Annotated in this window: 18 protein-coding genes; 12 read left to right on the top strand and 6 right to left on the bottom strand. The window is 59.6% G+C overall.

What is annotated here, in order from left to right; translation table 11 throughout:
- Positions 1–210 precede the first annotated feature (210 nt).
- Both ahpC and ahpF read left to right on the top strand, forming a co-directional pair.
- A complete protein-coding gene (ahpC, locus tag K6118_RS11160; RefSeq protein ID WP_281500775.1) occupies positions 211–768 on the top strand; it encodes an alkyl hydroperoxide reductase subunit C in 558 nt (185 codons plus the stop codon).
- Positions 769–902: 134 nt separating this feature from the next.
- On the top strand, positions 903–2,483 hold the full coding sequence (gene ahpF, locus K6118_RS11155) for an alkyl hydroperoxide reductase subunit F (RefSeq protein ID WP_247120430.1): 1,581 nt from the start codon (positions 903–905) through the stop codon (positions 2,481–2,483).
- A gap of 76 nt (positions 2,484–2,559) precedes the next feature.
- Here the strand turns inward: ahpF and K6118_RS11150 are convergent, their stop codons facing one another.
- Positions 2,560–3,180, bottom strand: coding sequence for a TetR/AcrR family transcriptional regulator (locus tag K6118_RS11150; protein WP_247120429.1), 621 nt, complete (start codon positions 3,178–3,180; stop codon positions 2,560–2,562).
- Positions 3,181–3,293: 113 nt separating this feature from the next.
- On the opposite strand from K6118_RS11150, the gene K6118_RS11145 reads away from it, so the two are divergent.
- The 3 genes from K6118_RS11145 to K6118_RS11135 are packed head-to-tail and all read left to right on the top strand — an operon-like array spanning position 3,294 to position 7,399.
- A complete protein-coding gene (locus K6118_RS11145) occupies positions 3,294–4,736 on the top strand; it encodes an efflux transporter outer membrane subunit (protein ID WP_247120428.1) in 1,443 nt (480 codons plus the stop codon).
- 28 nt (positions 4,737–4,764) lie between these two features.
- The gene (locus tag K6118_RS11140; protein WP_247120427.1) at positions 4,765–5,835 is read left to right on the top strand and encodes an EmrA/EmrK family multidrug efflux transporter periplasmic adaptor subunit; all 1,071 of its coding nucleotides are present in this window, start codon (positions 4,765–4,767) and stop codon (positions 5,833–5,835) included.
- 4 nt (positions 5,836–5,839) lie between these two features.
- On the top strand, positions 5,840–7,399 hold the full coding sequence (locus tag K6118_RS11135; protein WP_247120426.1) for a DHA2 family efflux MFS transporter permease subunit: 1,560 nt from the start codon (positions 5,840–5,842) through the stop codon (positions 7,397–7,399).
- Between the two features lie 3 nt (positions 7,400–7,402).
- On the opposite strand, the gene K6118_RS11130 is transcribed toward K6118_RS11135, so the two are convergent.
- The 3 genes from K6118_RS11130 to K6118_RS11120 form a co-directional block, all read right to left on the bottom strand.
- Positions 7,403–8,293 (bottom strand): LysR family transcriptional regulator, encoded by an 891-nt coding sequence (locus K6118_RS11130; protein ID WP_247120425.1) that lies wholly within the window; start codon positions 8,291–8,293, stop codon positions 7,403–7,405.
- Positions 8,294–8,338: 45 nt separating this feature from the next.
- Positions 8,339–9,385 carry a YeiH family protein gene (locus tag K6118_RS11125; RefSeq protein WP_425531548.1) on the bottom strand — a complete coding sequence of 349 codons (1,047 nt, stop codon included), beginning with the start codon at positions 9,383–9,385 and terminating at the stop codon, positions 8,339–8,341.
- Positions 9,386–9,577: 192 nt separating this feature from the next.
- Complete coding sequence (locus K6118_RS11120) at positions 9,578–11,023, bottom strand: peptide MFS transporter (RefSeq protein WP_247120423.1); 1,446 nt, start codon at positions 11,021–11,023, stop codon at positions 9,578–9,580.
- A gap of 367 nt (positions 11,024–11,390) precedes the next feature.
- Between K6118_RS11120 and K6118_RS11115 the strand changes: the two genes are divergently transcribed.
- The 6 genes from K6118_RS11115 (at position 11,391) to K6118_RS11090 (ending at position 17,582) form a co-directional block, all read left to right on the top strand.
- A complete protein-coding gene (locus tag K6118_RS11115; RefSeq protein WP_247120422.1) occupies positions 11,391–12,482 on the top strand; it encodes a polyamine ABC transporter substrate-binding protein in 1,092 nt (363 codons plus the stop codon).
- On the top strand, positions 12,479–13,621 hold the full coding sequence (locus tag K6118_RS11110; protein ID WP_247120421.1) for an ABC transporter ATP-binding protein: 1,143 nt from the start codon (positions 12,479–12,481) through the stop codon (positions 13,619–13,621). Before K6118_RS11115 ends, K6118_RS11110 begins: the two co-directional genes overlap by 4 nt.
- Positions 13,618–14,559 carry an ABC transporter permease subunit gene (locus tag K6118_RS11105; protein WP_247120420.1) on the top strand — a complete coding sequence of 314 codons (942 nt, stop codon included), beginning with the start codon at positions 13,618–13,620 and terminating at the stop codon, positions 14,557–14,559. Before K6118_RS11110 ends, K6118_RS11105 begins: the two co-directional genes overlap by 4 nt.
- Positions 14,556–15,365 carry an ABC transporter permease subunit gene (locus tag K6118_RS11100; protein WP_247120419.1) on the top strand — a complete coding sequence of 270 codons (810 nt, stop codon included), beginning with the start codon at positions 14,556–14,558 and terminating at the stop codon, positions 15,363–15,365. Before K6118_RS11105 ends, K6118_RS11100 begins: the two co-directional genes overlap by 4 nt.
- 35 nt (positions 15,366–15,400) lie before the next feature.
- Positions 15,401–16,264 carry a formyltetrahydrofolate deformylase gene (gene purU / locus K6118_RS11095; protein WP_247120418.1) on the top strand — a complete coding sequence of 288 codons (864 nt, stop codon included), beginning with the start codon at positions 15,401–15,403 and terminating at the stop codon, positions 16,262–16,264.
- A gap of 157 nt (positions 16,265–16,421) precedes the next feature.
- Positions 16,422–17,582, top strand: a complete 1,161-nt coding sequence (locus K6118_RS11090) for a hypothetical protein (protein ID WP_247120417.1) — start codon at positions 16,422–16,424, stop codon at positions 17,580–17,582.
- Position 17,583: 1 nt separating this feature from the next.
- On the opposite strand, the gene K6118_RS11085 is transcribed toward K6118_RS11090, so the two are convergent.
- Together K6118_RS11085 and K6118_RS11080 are read right to left on the bottom strand one after the other, a co-directional pair.
- The gene (locus K6118_RS11085; RefSeq protein ID WP_247120416.1) at positions 17,584–18,429 is read right to left on the bottom strand and encodes a FecR family protein; all 846 of its coding nucleotides are present in this window, start codon (positions 18,427–18,429) and stop codon (positions 17,584–17,586) included.
- A 66-nt stretch (positions 18,430–18,495) separates the two neighbouring features.
- Positions 18,496–19,065, bottom strand: a complete 570-nt coding sequence (locus tag K6118_RS11080) for an RNA polymerase sigma factor (RefSeq protein WP_247120415.1) — start codon at positions 19,063–19,065, stop codon at positions 18,496–18,498.
- 140 nt (positions 19,066–19,205) lie between these two features.
- On the opposite strand from K6118_RS11080, the gene K6118_RS11075 reads away from it, so the two are divergent.
- The gene (locus K6118_RS11075; RefSeq protein ID WP_247120414.1) at positions 19,206–20,369 is read left to right on the top strand and encodes an inositol-3-phosphate synthase; all 1,164 of its coding nucleotides are present in this window, start codon (positions 19,206–19,208) and stop codon (positions 20,367–20,369) included.
- The last annotated feature ends 64 nt before the right edge of the window (positions 20,370–20,433 follow it).

The raw sequence follows: 20,433 nt of genomic DNA, 5'->3' as shown, positions 1-20,433 counted from the left end.
TTTTATGGTAATGGGGCTGAAAGGCTTGGTGTTGCGATCAGCCGGTTGGGTCAGCTGTATGCCTCAGAATCCCGGGCAGTATTTTCATTAAATTGAGTAAATCGATTATTAATAATAAAACAATCGATTGGATAGATTTTTGTCATCCCGGTATATCTCTCCTTGGCCGCCGATAATGGCGCAACGAAATTTAGGAGAACCCCAGTGGCGATGATCAATAAATCCATTCCGGAATTCAAAGTCGAAGCTTTCCATGACGGCGAATTCAAAACCATCACCGACGCCGACGTAAAAGGCAAATGGTCGATCTTCCTGTTCTACCCGGCTGACTTCACCTTTGTCTGCCCGACTGAGCTGGAAGACATGGCCAACCAATATGAAGAGCTCCAGAAGCTCGGCGTAGAAGTCTATTCCGTCTCGACTGACACGCACTTCTGCCACAAGGCATGGCATGACAGCAGCGACGCCATCGGCAAGATCAAGTTCCCGATGCTCGGTGACCCGACCGGTGCCATCACCCGCGGTTTCGATGTGATGATCGAAGAAGCCGCCCAGGCGCTCCGCGGCACGTTCCTCGCGAACCCCGAGGGCATCATCAAGGTTGCCGAAATCCATGACCTCGGCATCGGCCGCTCGGCCAAGGACATGGTCCGCAAGGTGAAGGCTGCCCAGTATGTGGCCGAACATGACGGTGAAGTCTGCCCGGCGGCGTGGGAAGAAGGCCAGAAGACCCTGACCCCGAGCCTCGACCTCGTCGGCAAGATCTAAGGATCTGATTACCCCAAGGCTTCAATTCCCCGAAGCCCCACTTTGAAACCAAAGGCGGCACGCCCCGTCCCCCGATAAAGGCGTGCCGCCACCCCGAACCCCCAGGTTTCCCCGCAAAAGCACGGAGCAGGCACATGTTGACCAACGATATCCTCGAAGCCCTCAAGGGCTATACCGCCCAGATGCAGAATGACGTGACATTTGTCTTGCAGACGGGAACCCACGAAAAACGCCAGGAGCTCAAGGATTTCCTGACCGCCATCGCCTCCGTCTCCGACAGGCTGCGCTTTGAGGAGCGGGACACGAACGGTGTGCTCAGAAGTCCAGTCAGCTTCCTTCTGGAACGCGACGGCGAAGACAGCGGTATCCGCTTCTCCGGCATTCCTGGCGGGCATGAATTCAATTCGCTGATCCTCGCGGTCCTGCACTTGTCCGGCACGCCGATGAAGCTGGACGACACGGTGAAAACACTGATCGCCGGTGTGTCGGATACGCTGGACTTTCAGGTGTTCGTGAGCCTGAGCTGCCACAACTGCCCGGATGTGGTGCAGGCGCTTAACCAGTTCGCGGCGATCAACCCGAATGTCCGTACTGAAATGATCGATGGCGGCCTGTTCCCGGCGCTGGTGGAAGAAAACAACATCCAGGGCGTGCCGACCGTGCTTCTGAACGGCAAGCCGTTCGCGACCGGCAAGGTGGACACCTCCGTCATCGTCGCCAAGCTTCTGGAGGCGAAGCCCGCCATGAAGGATGCTCCGGCCCGCCAGGAAGACGCCCTGCCTGTTCAGGATGTCACGGTTATCGGCGGTGGCCCGGCGGGTGTGAGTGCTGCCATCTATGCCGCGCGCAAGGGCCTGAAGGTCACGCTGATCGCGGAGCGTTTCGGTGGCCAGGTGAAGGATACCATGGGGATCGAAAACCTGATCTCGGTGCCCAAAACCACGGGGCCGGAACTTGCTGGTGCCCTGATGGAGCATATGCGCGACTATGACATCACGCTCAAGGAACACTTCCGCGTGGCGAAGGTTGAGACGGGCCCGGTGAAGAAACTGACCCTGACGTCGGGTGAGGTGATCGAAACCCGCACGCTGATTGTGGCGACAGGCGCCCAGTGGCGCGAGCTGGGTGTGCCGGGCGAGCGGGAGAATATCGGCAACGGCGTGGCCTACTGCCCGCACTGCGACGGTCCCTTCTTCAAGGGCAAGGACGTCGCGGTCATCGGTGGCGGCAACTCCGGCATCGAAGCCGCGCTCGACCTCGCGGGTATCGTCAGCTCGGTCACCGTGTTCGAATTCCTGCCGGAGCTGAAGGCCGACCAGGTGCTGGTGAAGCAGGCGCTGAAGCGGGACAATATCACCATCATCAAGAACGCCGCGACCAAGGAAATCACCGCGGATGGCGGCAAGGTGGATGGCCTTACCTATGAAGACCGTGCGAGCGGTGAGTTGAAGCGCTGGGATGGTGCGGGCGTGTTCGTCCAGATCGGTCTGGTGCCCAACAGCGGTTTCATGGACGGCGTGGTCGAGCGCACGCGCTACGGCGAAATCGTCATCAACGAGAAGGGCGAAACCAGCGAAGCCGGCATCTATGCCTGCGGTGATGTGACCACCGTGCCCTACAAGCAGATTGTCATCGCCATGGGCGAAGGCGCCAAGGCATCACTGGCGGCGTTCGAATATCTGATGATGAACCAGGACGAACAGCTGGCGGCTTGATGGCGTCATCCCAACAAGAAAAGGGCCCGATCACCGATACGGTGGCCGGGCCCTTGTTCATTCATGGGGGGAGGCTTCAGGTCTTTTCGGGGCCGTAGGCGCGCATGAAGACGTCGACGGCGGTATCGACCCGCTCGGCGATATAGTCGGGGCTGGTGTCCTGTGCCACGCCCAACAGGTGCCGCATATGCAGGTCACCGATGCAGAGGCTTTTGAAGTGCGCGGCAGCGATTTCAGGGTCGGCCTCCCTCAGTTCGCCGCGTTCCATCGCCGCCTTCAAGGTTTCGGCGATGCGCCTGCCGCCTTCGCGGGGGCCGGATTCGTAAAAGGTGCGGCCGAGTTCCGGGAAACGCTGGCTTTCGGCAGCAATCAGCCACAATAGGGTGAGGCTTTCGGGTGACAGGAGCTTGGAAATCAGTGCCTTGCCAAGTTCCCTGAGGGCGCTGTCCACGGTGGGGGCATTCGCGACAATGTCGAACATGGTCTCCAGCGTGTTGCTGCAATCCTCGCAGATGATGGCGCTGAAAAGCTCTTCCTTCGAGCGGAAGTGATTATAAAGCGTGCCCTTGGAGCCGCCTACCTCAGCGGCAATCGTCGACATGGACGTGGCATTATAGCCCGCGGACATGAATTCTGACCGTGCTATTTCCATGATCTCGGTGCGCTTGGCGTCACCGCGTTTTTGTCTCTCGCGCATTGCTACCCCTGCGTCAAACTTTCAACTTGACCCACCCAGATGACGGGTCTATGGTGCGCCTCATAAAAACGTACCGTACAGTACGGTTATAGTCAAGACTTGTCGAGGAAAACATGTCGCCTAATACATTCCTCCCCCGCCGGTCAAAAGCGGTTGCGTCGCTTATTCTGCTGACGCTTCCGCTCGTTTCTGCTTGTGCGCCTGACCTTGGGCCTTTGCCGGAACCCAAGGCAGTTGAAAAATATGATGCTGCCAAAACCTTGAAGGCAGCGGAACGCGCCTGGCCGAAGACTGACTGGTGGGCGGCCTATAACGACCCGCAGTTGACCACCCTTATTGAAGAGGCCGTCAAGGGCGCGCCGGAAGTTCGCATCGCCGATGCCCGCTTGCGGGCGGCGGTCGCGGCGCAGTCCCAGGCGCGTGGCGCGCTGGGTGTCGCGACGGGGGCCGAGGCCATGGTGCCGACGGTGAAGCAAAGCCTGAACACCGGTTTCCCGGATGAGTTCAAAACCTTCCTGCCGAAAAAATTCCATGTCGGCGCGCAGGTGGATGTGCAGGCCTATTATGATTTCGATATCGCGGGCAAAAACCGCGCGATCCTGGCTGCGGCGACATCTGAAGCCGATGCGGCTGCAGTTGAGGCAAGGGCTGCGCGCCTGAGCCTCTCGACCGCGGTGGCGACGGCGTATGCCAATCTTGTCCGCCTGACGGTGGAACGGGACATGGCTGTATCCGCCATCCGGGTGCGGACGGACAGCCTGGGGCTTGTCTCCGCCCGTGTGAAACAAGGGCTTGATACCAAAGCGGCGGCGGCCCAGGCCGAAGCGGCGCTTGAAAACGCCAAGGCACGGTCGGCGGCAATCGACGGCCAAATCAGTCTTGTCCGTAACCAGATCGCAGCCCTGTTGGGCAAAGGCCCGGACCGGGGGCAGGACATTGCCCTGCCGAAGCGGCCGGACGTGCGTCCCATGGGTGTGCCTGCCAACCTGCCAGCCGAGCTTCTGGGCCGTCGTCCCGATATTGTTGCCGCGCGCCTCCGGGTGGAAGCGGCCGCCTCGCGGATCAAGGTCGCCCGGGCGGATTTCTACCCGAACATCAACCTGACGGGGCTTTTGGGCCTGCAATCCTTCGATATCGCGGATATCCTGACCGGTGATTCCTTCATGGGTCATTTCGGACCGGCTATTCAGTTGCCGCTTTTCCCCGGTGACAGCCTCAAGGGTGCCCTTAAAGGGGCCCGCGCACGTTATGTCGCGGAAGTTGCTCAGTATGACCGTGCGGTGACCAACGCCTTCAAGGATGTCGCTGACGTCTTGGCGTCCGAAAAAGCCTTGAGCACACAGACGACCCACGCACGGGCGGCCGAACAATCTGCCGAACAAGCCTGGAAGCTGATCCGCCTGCGCTACAAAGGCGGGCTCGCACGCTATTCCGAGGTTCTGCTGGCGGAAGACAGCCTGCTTGGCGCTCGTAGCCAGGTTGCAGACCTCGAAGCCCAAACTTTTGCTGAAGACATAGCCCTGGTCCGCGCCCTTGGTGGCGGCTTCGGCTCCTGATTTAAACTTTCAACCTGGACATCTCCCCATGACACAGGCCGAAAACGAAAACTCCAAACCTCATCAAGCAGGCGAAGTGGAAGCGACGCTAAAACGGCGCCGCTTGCGCAAACGCCTGATGATGGGCTTTCTGCTGATCTTGATCCTTGCTGCAGGCGGCTGGGTCGCCTGGTGGCACTTTATCGGCAGCCACTATGAAGAAACCGACAATGCTTATGTCGGCGTGACGCTGTCGCAGGTTACGCCGCAGGTTGCCGGTACCGTAACCGATGTAACGGTCGACGACACGCAGCCGGTGAAAGCCGGTGACGTGCTGGTGAAGCTTGATCCGGCAGACGCCAAGCTCATGCTGGCAAGCGCCGAAGCCCGGCTCGCGGCCACCGTGCGCCGCGTGCGCCAAACCGTTGCCCTGGTTGCTGCGGGTGAAGCGCAGGTGCAACTCCGGAAGGCCGACCTGGCCCGCGCCAAGGTCGACCTGGACCGCCGCAAGGCTCTGGCGTCTTCGGGTGCTGTGTCCGGCGAGGAACTGACGGTTGCGCAAACAGCCTATGCCACCGCGCAGGCCGCGCTTGAGGCTGCCAAACAGCAGCTGGATGCCCAGCGTGTCCTGGTTGAGGGCGTGGACGTTGACCATAACCCGGACGTTCTGGCCGCACAGACTGCTGTGGATACCGCCAAGCTGGATCTTGAGCGCACAGTCCTGAAGGCGCCGGTCAGCGGCGTGGTTGCCAAACTTCAGGTACAGCCCGGCCAGCATGTCGGTGTCGGCGCACCTTTGATGCAGATTGTGCCTTTGGAAGAGGTCTATGTGGACGCCAACTTCAAGGAAGGCCAGCTCACCCGTGTGCGGATTGGCCAGCCGGTTACGCTGACCTCCGACATCTACGGCAAGGACGTGGTTTACCACGGCAAGGTTTCCGGCCTTGGCGGCGGCACCGGGGCGGCCTTCGCGCTTATTCCGGCGCAGAACGCTACCGGCAACTGGATCAAGGTGGTCCAGCGTCTGCCTGTCCGTATCAAGCTGGACCCCAAGGAACTGGCGGCACACCCGCTCAGGGTCGGCCTGTCGATGACCGCCCGTATCCAGCTGGAGAAGTAAGGATATGAGCGCGGCCGAAGCAACCAAGGACGGCGGGGCCATTCGCTTGCCCTCCATCACCCTGCAAGGGGGGACCCTTGCGGCGGCCATTGTCCTGCTGGCGCTTTCCAACTTCATGGTGGTTCTGGATATGACCATCGTGAACGTGGCGGTGCCGCATATTGCCGGTGGGCTTGCGGTTTCGCCGAACGAAGGCACCTGGGTTATTACCTCCTATGTGGTGGCTGAGGCGATCATGGTGCCGCTTTCCGGCTGGCTCGCCAACCGGTTCGGGACCGTGCGGGTGTTTGTGACCTCGGCGCTTCTGTTCGGGCTTGCGTCCGCGCTGTGTGGCTTTGCCAGCTCCATCGAGACGCTGGTGGCTTTCCGTATTCTGCAGGGCTTGAGCGGTGGGCCGATCATGCCCATGTCGCAGGCGCTTTTGATGCGGGTGACCCCGAAGGAAAAGGTCAACGTCGCGCTTGGGCTTTATACCATGACCATGATCGTCGGTCCGGTTGTCGGCCCGCTTCTTGGCGGGACGATCGCCGACACCATCGGCTGGCCATGGGCTTTCTACATCAACGTGCCGGTTGCCATTGTCTGTTCGGTTTTCGCCTGGAACCTGTTCATCGCGCGCGAAACGCCGACGAATAAGGTCCCGATCGATTTTATCGGCCTGATGCTTCTGGTGTTCTGGGTCGGGTCCATGCAGATGATGCTGGATACCGGTGAAAGCCATGACTGGTTCGCTTCCCCCATGATCATCGCCCTGGCGCTGTGTGCTGCCATCGGCTTTGTGATGTTCCTGATATGGGAGGTCGGGGAAGACCACCCGGTTGTGGACCTGCGGATTTTCAGGAACCGAAGTTTCGCGCTCTCGTGCGTGTCCGTCATCCTGGCGTTCGGGGCCTTCTTCGCGACGGTCGTGCTTGTGCCTTTGTGGCTGCAGCTCAACATGGGCTACACCGCGACCGAGGCCGGGCATATCATGGCCTTCAACGGGCTCTTCGGTATCTTCATGTCGCCTGTGGCGGCGATGCTGCTGTCGCGCGTCGACCCACGGGCGCTGATGAGCTACGGCATGAGCATCATGGCGATTGCCACGCTTTACCGGATCACCTTCGCGCCCAACATGACCTTCTGGCAGATGGTGCCGCCGCAGTTGGCGGTTGGCCTGGGGATGCCCTTCTTCTTCATCCCGATCATGGGCATGTCGATGGCGACCTTGAAGCCGGAGGAAATGGCCTCAGGGGCGGGCATGTTCGGTTTCGTGCGGACAACTTCCGCCGGGTTCGCCACCGCCCTCATCACCACCATGTGGCAGGATGCCACCATCGACAGCCGTAGCGACATGGTTGGCTCCCTCAATGGCGCGGAGAAGGCGATGGCGAAAATGCAGTCCATGGGGATGCTGCCGGAACAGGCGCGCCATTTCCTGGACAGCATGGTTCAAAGCCAGGCGGTGATGGCGGCCACCAACCATATCTTCCTGATTCTCGGGCTTTTGTTCGTGGTGACCGCGCTGGGCGTCTGGCTATTGCCGAAACCGAAGGGGCCGCTGTCCGTCGGGCCAGGCCACTAGGGCCTATAGCTCCTTGATAAGGTCGAGGAGCGCGTCGGCGGCCCGGCTTCTGTAGCGTTCCTTATGGCGAAGGCCATAGTAGGGCCGCGCGGGCAGGGGCAGGCTGAGCACCTTCAGGCGGCCACTTGCAACCGCGCAGGCGACGACCAATTCTGACAGGACGGCCACGCCGGCACCGGATGCCACGGAGGTAAGGACGGCCTCGTTTGCCGGCAGTGTTAAGGAGATATTGAGCCGGGCAGGGTCAAATCCCTGCTCGGCCAGCGCTGCCTCAAAGCTGGAGCGCGTGCCGGACCCGCGTTCGCGCACAACCCAGGACGCTTCAGCCAGCCATTTCTCATCAATCTCATCCGGAGCCGTGACATCTGGCGCCGCTACCAGACGCAGCCTGTCTTCCGCGATGGGCCAGACAGCGATGGCGGGCTCATCCACCTGGCCTTCGGCAAACCCTAGCTCAGCAGCGCCTTCCAGCACACGAGCAACCGCGCCTTCGGTGTTGGCGATGGCGAGGTCTATCTCCACCTGAGGGTACCGCGTATGGAAGACGGCGAGCTTGGGCGGCAGCCAGTAGCTGGCGATGGTTTGGCTTGCCACCAGCTTGAGCGTGCCGCGGGTCAGCCCGGTGAATTCGCTGAGGGTGTGTTCGGCATTTTGGGCGCTGAGCAGGACCAACCGCGCTTCTTCAAGGAAGGTGTGGCCTGCTTCCGTCAGTTCGATCCGGCGGCCGATCCGGTGGAACAGCTTGACCCCATGCCGGGCTTCAAGCGCCGAGATGGCCGTGCTGGCCGCGGACTGGGTGACATTGAGCGCTTCGGCCGCACGGGTCATATGTTCCCGTTCAGCGACACCGACGAAAATCCGCAATTGCTCAAGAGTGAGTGAAGGCTTGTCCATAGCCGCGGATCCTAGTCCAGGCCCAAAAGGCAATCAAGCGGGCAATCAAGCCATCCCGATCAGGTGGATGAGGCCGAGGCTGATAAGGCCGAGTGCGAGCAGGGACAGCACCACGGCTGCGGTTACACGGCCACCCGCGCGCGCCACGACCCGGACATCGACACCGAGCCCAAGCGCCGCCATGGAAAGGACGGTCAGAAGCGTCGTGACGGTCGAGATGGGGGGTAGGGCGACGTCGGGGACGAGGTTCATGGAACGGACCACGGCCATCACCAGAAAGCCGATGATGAACCAGGGCACCAGCTTGTGGACCGGCAGGCGCACAGGCACCACGTCGGTGTCGTTATCGCCTGCACCGGCAAGGTGCGGCCGCAGCATGGCAAGGATAACGCACACGGGGCCAAGCATGAGAACGCGGACAAGCTTCACCAGCGTACCGGTGTGGACGGCGACACTGCCAAGCGGGGCGGCGGCGGCCAGCACCTGCGGCACGGCATAAACGGTGAGCCCCGCGAGCGTGCCATATTGGAAATCGCTCATATGCAGGAGACCGCCGAGAAGCGGCAGGGCCAGCACCACCACCACGCCGAGGACGGCAGTGAAGGCGATGGAAGCGGCAACATCATCACTGTCGGCGCCGATGACGGGGGCGACCGCCGCAATGGCGGAGTTGCCGCAGATGGAATTGCCGCACGCCACCAGAAGCGCCATGCGTGCGGGCAGGCCGAGGAGACGGCCAAGCGCGAAGCTGATCAGGATCGCCGCGAAGACCACGACGGCAATGCCGCCCAACAGGCTGCCGCCGACGGCGGAGATCGTCTGGCTGCTGAGGGAAAGGCCCAAAAGAACCACGGCAATTTCAAGCGGGATTTTGGCGCTGAACCTGATGCCTTCGTTACAGCGTTCGCTGGGCGTCCAGAGCGAGCGGACGGCGGTGCCGATCAGGATCGCCATCACCAGGGCTTCGAGCCAGGCATGACCTGTCAGCTGCTCTTCCAACTCGGTCAGCGCGTAGGCCGCGATCGTGACAAGGATGCTCAACACCAGCCCCGGAATGACCCGGCTGCTATAATCCGTTGTTTGTTTGAGCACCGCTTGCATACACCTAACCTCTAGTGACTATCTGTTGACGGAGCCAAGGTGCCGCATCTCATTTGATCATTCCAATTTATTATAATCATAGTTTTAATATGAATTTTTGATTGAATGAAAAAGGCACCCCAATGCGGGATGCCTTTTGTCGGGTCTTCATGAGCCATGCCATGCCGGTCCTGAGTGGCGGGCTTATTCAGCCGCCTGAGGCTCAGCCGCTTTCGGTGCGGTATGGCCCATCAATTTCCCTGCCAGGAATATCTTGAACAGGATGAAGGCGACACAGCCAGTTGCGGCAAAGCCGGCATGAAGCAGCCAGAAGTGGGTGGTCGGCATTTTGCCGTAAAGGCCACCAAGCCAGCCAACCAGCGAGTTGCCGATGACGAAGGAGATATAATACAGCCCGATGACCGTGGCGTTGATCTGCTTTGGCGCAAGGCGCGCGAACAGCGACAGGCTGATCGGCAGCAGGTGCGCGAAGCCGATACTGTTGACCACATGGAACATCACCGGCCAGAACAGGCTGACTTTTTCGCCGTCCGGCGTGGTGGCGGCTGCCATATAGAGGCAGAGCATCCCCCCGATCGAGAAAGCGGCACCGATGATGATCTTGGTCATCTCATCGGGTTCCTGCCAGCGTTTGCCGTACCAGCGGTAGAAGACGGCAACGATGAACAGGAAGCTGGTGCTGACGGTCGCATCAAGCGCGATGAGCCAACCGCTGGGGATAGCGAAATTGTGGATGTGCCAGAAAACCAGGTTGAGGTCATGGATCATCAGGTCGAATTGCTTGTCCCCCCAGACCAGATAAGCATTGAAGATTTCCTGGTTCGGGACGACGGCGATCGCCATGATCGGGATCAGCAGCAGGACAGCCGCCAGCGACAGGTAATCACTTTTGGTGAAAGGCTCACGCGGGGCTTTCTGTGCACCTGTCTTCTGGGCGTCGAAATGTTCTTTGGGCAGATATTTCTGGCCGGCGATATAGATGATGGTGCCGATGAGCATCCCAACACCCGCTGCACCGAAGCCCCAGTGCCAGCCAACTTTCTGGCCCAGCGTGCCGATGACAAAGGGCGAGATAATGACGCTGATATTGATACCGAGATAGAAAATCTGGAAGGCGTCACCGCGGCGCAGGTCCTCAGGCTTATAGAGCGCGCCGACCTGGCTTGCGATATTGCCCTTGATCAGGCCGCAGCCGATCACCAGGCACAGAAGCGCGAACAGGAATGAGGATTCGAACGCCATCAGGAAGTGGCCGATGGACATGGTAATGGTGCCGATGAGAACAGCCCGGCGTTTGCCGAGGACCCGGTCAGCCAGAAGGCCGCCAAGAATCGGCGTGAAGTAAACCAGCGCCGTATAGGTGCCGAAGATGGCGGAGGCGAGGGCCCCACGGTCCAGGTCGCCAAAGAGGTGACGGAACTGTTCAAACAGGATGATGTTCTCAACATGCCCGGGCCACAGAAGCACCTTGGTCATGTATAGGATCAGAAGCGTCTGCATCCCATAGTAGGAAAAGCGTTCCCAGGCTTCGGTGAAGGCGAGGTAGGCGAGGCCTTTCGGGTGTCCGAGGAAGGCAGTGTCGGTATGATCGACAATGTCCAGCTCGGGCGTGGCTTCAGCTGTTGTCATCTAGAGATCCCCAGTTTGATTATCTTTGTTCTTTACCCGCCGCGTCTCTCCCGGGCGCGGACCCCGCGGACCTAAGCATGGAGAACCGGCTTTGAAAAGGGATTTTCCGGCTGAGATATGGTAGGGCTGGACCGACAGGCGAGGCGATTAGTCTCACCTGTAACCAATTATCTGAGGTTTTTCAGGGGATAAGGATAATTTTTGTTTCGGGTGAAAAAAATTGTCTTGTTAGTCTTGAAAATCTGATGAAGTTGTAGCTCTATAGAAAAGTGATCACATTTTTCCGATGTGATGGGGCCGCCGAAAGCGATTCAGTTTTCAGGCAGGGGCGATGTGCCCAGGCAGGCGGAACGAGGAAGACAGTAAAATGTACAGGTTCTTGCGCGGTCTCCTGATGTCCGCCGTTTTGACTGTTCCGGCGTTTGCGGATCAGCCTGTGGTGAATGTCTATAGTTGGGCCGATTATATTGATCCCCCGCTGATTGGCGAATTTGAAAAAGAGTTCGGCATCCACGTCAATTACGACACGTACGAAAGCTCGGAAATCGTCGACAGCAAGCTGATGGCGGGCGGGACGGGCTATGACGTGATCGTTCATGATGCCCAGCTTGTCGGACGTCTGTTGCCGATCGGCATCTTCCAGAAGCTGGACTTCTCCAAAATCCCCAACGCCAAAAATATAGACCCGGCCATCTCCAAGATGACCGAGGGCTATGACCCCGGCAACACGCACAATGTGCCCTATATGTGGGGCTCTGTCGGCTATGCCTACAATGTCGACATGATCAAGAAGCGGATGCCCAATGCGCCGATCGGCTCGGGTGATTTTATCTTCAAACCGGAAGTGTTGGCCAAGTTCGCGGACTGCGGCATCTCCTTTCTCGACTCACCCGTCGACGTTATCCCGATGGCGCTGGCCTACCTGGGGCATGACATCAACTCGGTCGATCCGAAGGACCTGAAGGATGTGGAAAAGCTCCTGAAGGGCGTGCGGCCCTATATCAAATATTTCAGCTCCACCAAGCTTATCCAGGACCTGCCCAACCGGGAGGTCTGTGTGGCTATGAGCTGGTCGGGGGACTATGCCCAGGCGCAGAAACGCGGGCGCGATGCCCACCTCAATATCCATCTGGCTTATGCCGTGCCGAACACCGGCGCGCCCCTGTGGGTGGATGTGATGGTGGTGCCGAAGGACGCGCCCCACAAGGATAACGCCTACAAGTTCATCAACTTCCTGATGCGCCCGAAGGTCATGGCGCGTATCTCCAACTATGTCTATTATGCCAACGGCAACCTGGCCTCGAAGCCTTACATCAAGCCGGAAGTCGTGAATGACCCGTCCATCTATCCGCCCCCCAATGTCATGGCGGTATTGAAGGCGAAAAAGGTTCTGACCCCCAAGGAGGAGCGCTTGCGCACCCGGCTTTGGGCACGGTTTAAAACGGGTATGTGGAAATGATGCATCAGTCAGCCGCGACGAACGACAGCAAGGAAGCTGCCAAACGTACGCCATTTGTTGAAATTCAGTCTGTCACCAAGTGCTTTGACGATTTTTGTGCCGTCGACGATGTCAACCTGACCATCGGCAAAGGCGAGCTTTTCTCGATCCTGGGTGGCTCCGGCTCCGGCAAGACCACGCTTCTCAGGATGCTGGCGGGCTTCGAACGCCCGGACAAGGGCAGCATCCTGATCGACGGTCAGGATATTACCGAGCTGCCGCCCTATGAGCGCCCGGTCAATATGATGTTCCAGTCCTATGCGCTGTTCCCGCATATGACGGTTACCCAGAATATCGCCTACGGCCTCAAGCGCGACGGCGTGGCGAAGGATGAAATCGCCGACCGCGTGCAGGCGATGCTGAAGCTGGTGCAGCTGGAGGATTTCGGCAAGCGCAAGCCCAGCCAGCTTTCGGGCGGCCAATGCCAGCGTGTGGCGCTGGCCCGCGCGCTTGTGAAAAAGCCCAAGGTTCTGCTTCTCGATGAACCCACCGGCGCCTTGGATAAGAAGCTTAGGGAACAGACCCAGTTCGAAATCGCCAACATCCAGTATGAACTCGGCATCACCTTTATCGTCGTGACCCACGACCAGGAAGAAGCGATGAACATGTCCGACCGGATCGCGGTGATGAACAAGGGCAGCTTCCAGCAGGTCGGCACCCCGCACCAAGTGTATGAAAACCCGCAGACCAAATATGTGGCCGACTTTATCGGCGGCATCAACCTGGTGGACGGTGTCGTGAAGGAACCGGCGGGCGAGGGCGCCTGGCTTATCGAGCTGCCTGACTTCGACATGAGCGTCCCCGTTGCCTGTGCTGAACAGCTTCAGGCCGGGCAGGCGGTTACCGCCGCTATCCGTCCGGAAAAGCTGTTCGTCTCCACGTCGACCAGTGCGGAGCCCGGGTATCTGAAAATGCCGGGTATCCTGTATGACCAGGGGTATTTCGGGCGCCTGTCGCTCTTCAAGGTGCGGCTGCCTTCGGGCCATATCATCACGGCGACGGCGCAGAACCGGGTGCGTACCGCCCACCGCGCCATCGACTGGGATGAAAATGTCCATCTGTCGTTCGATCCGAAAAGCATGATGGTGCTGACCAAATGAGCGCGGCCCCGGCAGAAATGGCGGGTACCCCGCGCAGTGGCATCGGCAGTATCGGCGATTTCCTGGACCGTAACTGGAAGCGGATCGTCGTCGGCACAGCGCTTCTGTGGCTGACGCTGTTCTTCCTGCTGCCGTTCCTGATGGTCATGAAAATCAGCCTCGCGGACCCGATTATCGCCAGCCCGCCCTATACGCCCTTCTTTGGCGCTGGCGGCAAGCTGCAGGCGACGCTGGATAACTTCCGCTATGTGCTGGGGGATGGGCTTTATGCCTATACCTATCTGAACAGCCTGAAGCTGGCGACAACCTCGACCATCCTGTGTCTCTTGATCGGCTATCCTATGGCTTACGGCATTGCGCGGGCCAAGGGCCACAAGCGGGTGATCCTGCTGTTCTTCGTGGTGCTGCCGTTCTGGACCTCCTTCCTCCTGCGCGTCTATAGCTGGATGGGCCTTCTGGGCAACCACGGGCTTATCAACGGGCTTCTGATGCATTTCGGGCTGGTCGATCATCCGATCAAGCTGCTCTATACCGATTTCGCGGTCTACCTGGGCATCACCTACAGCTACCTGCCGTTCATCATCCTGCCCCTCTACGCCAGCATTGAGCGGTTGGGCGACACGCTCAATGAAGCTGCGGCGGATTTGGGTGCGGGGCCTGTGCGTACCTTTATCGACATTACCCTGCCGATGACCGCACCGGGCATCCTGGCGGGCTCGCTGCTCGTCTTCATTCCGGCGATGGGCGAATATGTCATCCCCACGCTTCTGGGCGGGCCGGACAGCCTGATGATCGGCCGCGTGCTCTATGACGAATTCTTCTTCAACAGGGACTGGCCGGCGGCGTCCGCCGTGGCGGTGATCCTGCTTCTGATGCTGATAGCACCCATTGTGTGGTTCCAGCATCTGAACGGCAAAAGCCAGGAGGCGGACCAATGAAGAAGCGTTCCATCTTCCTGATCAGTTGCCTTTCGTTCGGCTATGCTTTCCTGTATCTGCCGATCCTGATCCTGATCGGCTTCTCCTTCAACGACGCTAACCTTTCCACCACCTGGACCCACGCGTCGCTCCGCTGGTACCGCGTGCTTTTGGACAATGATCAGGCCTTCAAGGCCTTGATGCTGTCCCTCCGCATCGCCCTCATCAGTGCGACCGCCGCGACGATCTTGGGGACGCTCGCAGGCCTCGCGCTCGCGCGCTTCGGTCGCTTCCGCTTCCGCCTGTTGCTGGCGGGCATGGTTTCAGCGCCGCTTGTCATGCCGGAGGTAATCACCGGCTTGGCGCTGCTGACCTTCTTCATCGCGCTTGGCAATCTGGTCGGCTGGCCGGAACACCGCGGGGTCAGTACCGTGACCATCGCGCATATTACCTTCTCGCTGGCGTATGTGGCGGTGGTGGTGCAGTCGCGCCTCAGCTCGCTCGACCATGCGCTTGAAGAAGCGGCGATGGACCTGGGCGGCCGCCCGATGCGGGTTTTCTTCGATGTGACGCTGCCCCTGACGGCGCCAGCGATGGTTGCCGGGTGGCTTCTGTCCTTTACCCTGTCGCTGGATGACCTGGTCATTTCCAGCTTTGTGTCGGGGCCGGGCGCCAACACGCTGCCTATGTATATCTTCTCCAAAGTGAAGCTGGGTGTGAGCCCGGACATCAATGCCCTTGCGACTATCATGATCGTTACGGTAGCGTTGGTTGTTGGCATCGCCGGTTATATCGGGATGCGTCGCCGTGGTAGCGGCCTCAACTAATCCTTCCCGGACCTTTCTTTTAGGGCGTTTGTTTTATGTCTCCCGTACCCGAACAGTATGTATTGAAAATCCATTGTCCTGACGTCGTCGGCATTGTCGCCGCCGTGGCGGGCTTTCTGGCCGACAGTGGTTATTTCATCGTCGAATCCTCCCATTTCGGGGATGCGCTGACCGACCAGTTTTTCATGCGCACGGTTTTCACAAGCGGCGACAAGGCGCCGACGCGGGCGTCCTTCGAGGCCGGCTTCGGGGCGATTGCGGAAAAATTCGGCATGACATGGTCCCTGCATGACAGCCGGGTGAAAAAGCGGGTGATGATCATGGTCTCAAAGGCGGACCATTGCCTGCTTGACCTTCTGTACCGGCATGGCAAGGGCGAGCTGAACATGGAAATCCCGGCGATCGTGTCGAACCATATGCATCTGGCCAACATCGCCGACGCCCACAATATTCCCTATTTCCACATCCCCGTAACGCAGGACACCAAGCAGGAAGCCGAAGCGCGGCTTCTGGACCTGATTGAGGAAACGCAGACCGAGACGGTGGTGCTTGCCCGCTATATGCAGGTGCTGTCGGATGAGACGTGCCGGAAGCTTTCTGGCCGGGCCATCAATATCCACCACAGCTTCCTGCCGGGCTTCAAGGGCGCGCGGCCCTACCATCAGGCCCATGCTCGCGGCGTGAAGCTGATTGGGGCCACCGCCCATTATGTCACGGCGGATCTGGATGAAGGCCCGATCATCGAACAGATGGTCGAACGGGTCAACCATTCGAAAACGCCGGAGCAGCTCATCACCATTGGCCGCAACACCGAGGCACGGACGCTGTCCCGCGCGCTTGGCTACCATCTGGAGGACCGGGTCTTCCTCAATGGTAGCAAAACGGTGGTGTTTGATTGATCCGCTTTTGTCCCTTCACGGCTTTGTCAAAGGATGGTCTTTTCACCGACACATTTTGTCCCTAAAGTCCGGTGACGAATATGGGGGTGTGCGCCAATAGCGCACGAAAGGGATGATACTATGCTGCGGCAAAAGGCTGGCGCGCGATAAAATGATCATGAAGACTGCTACGACATTTAGCCGGGCCACAAAGGGCGGCCTGACAGGCCGTCTCGCACGTATCTTTGCCGGTTTGGGGCTGATGATGCTGGCCGCTGGTGCCTCGGCCTCAGCGCAGCTGCCAACCCACGAATTGCCGGGGCTCAAGCCCCCCGCCGCGCGGGAGCCGGTCGCGCCCATCATGTCCGACAAGTCGCATTATAGCGAATATTGGGAACAGATTTTCCTGATGGATGACGGCACGCTGTTTACCAGCCAGTTCACCATTGCCAACTTCCCGTTCAGCAAGCACCGCGGCCTGATGCTGTCCACCCTGGTGTGGCCGGACGGCAAGACGGTCGTCATCAAAAACGGCCGCAGCCGCAAGGGCTGGGACTATGATGCCGTCAATCACCAGCTGAAGATATATCAGCATACGCTGAAGCCGACCGAAGACGGCTATGCCCTGCATCTGCATAATACAGCGGCGGAAGCCCGGATGGATTTCCAGCCGATGGCCGAACCGCTGACCTTCCTGAAGTGGGAGGCTGGCAAAAGCGACTATGGCGTTACCTATTATGCGCCGGAAGCCACGGCCAAGGTATCCTGGCGGCCGGGTCCGGAAATTGACGGCCCGGGTGATGACGGGCCGTGGATGGCGCTCGGGTCGGGAACGGGCTTCGGTGTCCATGTCATCCAGACGGACAGCCTGGAAAATATGTTCTCAAGCTGGATGCGGGCGTTACCGCTGGGCAAGACGGATGGGGATCGCCCGGTCTTCAACTGGATGGTAAAGCCGGGTGGCAAGGCCGTGGCGCAGCTGTCTCTGATCGATAGCAAAGGCCAACTGATCACACTGACCGATGTCCAGTTCGATGCGGATAAGGACGGCAATGTCTGGCATGTCCGTGCGAAAGGCAATGGGGTGGCGCTCAAGGGCGCATACCGGCTTGAAAAGTCGGTGGATACTTTTGCCCTTGGCGACCATCTGACCGCGATTGAGAAAATGGCGGCAGGCACGCTGGCACAATTGAAGCGCCAACGGTATCAGGCAAGCTATGACTTCACCCTCAGCCGCAAGGGGCATAAAACCGCCCTCAAAGGCCGGGCGCTTGCGGAAATTTTGAAGCTTGACGCCGGTAAGGAAACCGTCTCGAAGAAACGCCGGATCAGGCGCTAGGTCACTTCCGGTCCGGCGCCGGTTGCGTCCAGTCACCAACCTGCGCCGCTTCCACGCGGCTGACGGTAGGGGTATCGCTGCCCGCAGGGTAATGAAGCCGCATCCCTGCTTCCAGAAGCACCGGGACCGACGGCAGGGCCGCTTTCTCCATACCGTCCTTCAGGCGGCATACGGAAACGAACCCTTCTGCGACCGTGATAGTGTCATCCGCACCCGTATCCGCAATCTCAAACCGGGTCCCGACCACGCGGACCTGTCGTCTGGTGGTGTTCACATAAAACGGCCGGTCAGCCATGTGGCGAACCTCGAAAAAGGCGCGTCCCGGGCTCATGGTGACCGTGCGGCGCCCTTTTGCCATATCCACCGCGATCCGGGTTCCGGCGCCAAGTGTGACTTTGGAGCCATCGGCCAGGCGAACGGCCAGCATGGCTTGCGCAGGCGCGGCATAATGCCGGGTGACATCCGCATGATAGAAAGGCAGCTGCTTCTGAAAGCCGAAGAACAGGGCGGCGGCGACAAAGGCGAAGGCAAACGCTGCCCTCGGCCAGAATAATCCCGTCCGCATGTAGGACCGCAGGCTCGTGAAAATGCGGGGCGGGTGCTTCAGAAACGCAAAAGCAAAGGCCGTCCGGGCCACGGGTTCGGTTCTTGCCGCAGCCTGCATGCGCCCGCATACGGTTTCATACGCCTGAATGTGGCGCGGGTCGGCCAGCAGCCAATCCATATGCTGGCTGCGGTCGTCATCGCGGGCCTCGGTCGTATGGAGCCGGAGATACCAGGAGATGGCTTCTTCCTGGACTGCCTCGGCTGTCGGGTCGACTGTTTTGGCTGATGTTTGGGGCGTCATTTTTTTGCTCATCGTTATGGCTATGTAACGGTGAGCGGTCGCTGCCGCCTCCACCCTTGTGGGGCTTCAGGCCTCGCGGACGGCGCTCAGGGCCTTGATGGCCCGGATCATATGTTTTTCGACGGTGCTTTTCGGGATGCCGGTGCGTTCGACAATTTCACTGTGGGAGAGGCCTTCAAACCTGTGCAGCATGAAGACGAGACGGGTCTTCTCGGAGAGGCCTTCAAGCACCTTGAGGGCGGCCTCTGCGCTCTGTCGCGCCTGCAACACCCGGGCGGGGTTCGGGGCGCTGACGGAAGCAAGGTCGGTATCGGCGCCGGGAATATTCAGTTTGCCCCAGGCATCCTCGCGGGCGGCGCGGGCGCTATATTCGCGGACCCGGTCGATCACCAGGTTGGCGACAATACGGGCGAGCAGGGCTTCCGGGGCATCGATGGTGGCGGGATTGTAACGGGTCTGGAAGCGCAGGAAAGCTTCGTGGACGATCTCTTCGGCGTCTTCTTCCCGTTTGATCCGGGCGATGGCAAACCGCATCAGCGCAGGCTTATAGGCCCGGAACAGATTGTCCATGGCTTGTGTTGCCTGCCGGTCGCCCTTCAGATGCGGGGTTCCGGCTCTGTCCGCCCATTCATACATTATTGGCACTTCAAAGATGGTGTTTGCACACTGATCCCTAGCACCGTAACATTTTTTTCACAAGTCTATGGAGGTAGGGGGGCGATCGGTCCGTTTCCTCCACAATGTAATTGCGCAGTATGCTGAGGAGAATGCAAGTTATGTCGCAGGCAGAAAACAAAACCATTAATGTCGCGATCATCGGTGTGGGGAACTGTGCCAGCTCTCTCATCCAGGGGATTTACTATTACGGGGCGGAACGTCCGCAGGACGCATCGGGGCTGATGCACGAAGATCTGGGCGGCTACCGTCCGACCGATATCCGCATCGCGGCGGCCTTCGACATCGACGAACGTAAAGTCGGGAAAGATGTTTCGGAAGCGATCTTCGCACGTCCGAACTGCACGGAAATTTTCCAGGCCAATATCCCGACGATGGGCGTGACGGTTCAGATGGGTCACATCCTTGACGGTTATTCCGACCATATGGCCGGCTACCCGGACGATCGCCGCTTCCTGCCGCTCGAAGCACCGGAAGCGACCAAAGAGGAAGTCGTCAAGACCCTCAAGGACGCGAATGTCGACGTCATGATGAACTACCTGCCGGTCGGCAGCCAGAAAGCCACCGAATTCTATGCCGAATGCGCGCTGGAAGCCGGTGTGGCCTTCGTCAACAACATCCCGGTCTTCATCGCCAGCAACCCGGTTTGGGCGAAGCGTTTCAAGGACGCCGGCCTGCCGATCATCGGCGACGATATCAAGGCCCAGCTCGGCGCCACCATCGTTCACCGTATCCTGACCGACCTGTTCGCCAAGCGCGGCGTTGCGCTTGACCGCACCTACCAGCTGAACACCGGCGGCAACACTGACTTCCTTAACATGAAGAACCAGGCCCGCCTGGAGTCGAAGAAAACCTCCAAGACCGAAGCTGTGCAGTCCGTTGCGGCCAACCGTCTTGAAGATGAAAACATCCACGTCGGCCCGAGCGACTATGTCGCGTGGCAGAATGACAACAAGGTCTGCTTCCTGCGCATGGAAGGCCGCCTGTTCGGTGACGTGCCGATGAACATCGAACTGCGCCTGTCGGTCGAAGATTCGCCGAACTCGGCCGGTGTTGCCATCGATACCATCCGCTGCGCCAAGCTGGCGCTTGACCGCGGCATGGCTGGCATCATCGAAGGCCCGTCGGCCTTCTTCTGCAAGCACCCGCCGGTTCAGTATACCGATGATCAGGCCCGCCTGATGACCGAAGCTTTCATCGCCGGTGAAAAATTTCACGCCGTTGAAGGTGGTGCTTCTGGAAAAGCAGAGGCCGTAGCCAGCTAATTTAAGCAGTAAACGCTTGAAGCCAGCGCCCCCAACCGGTATGTGATGTCCGGTTGGGGGCGTT

This window comes from Kordiimonas marina (assembly GCF_023006325.1).
Classification (GTDB): Bacteria; Pseudomonadota; Alphaproteobacteria; order Sphingomonadales; family Kordiimonadaceae; genus Kordiimonas; species Kordiimonas marina.
The sequence above is the reverse complement of the archived record's forward strand: the minus strand, read 5'-3'. Positions and strand labels throughout refer to the sequence as shown.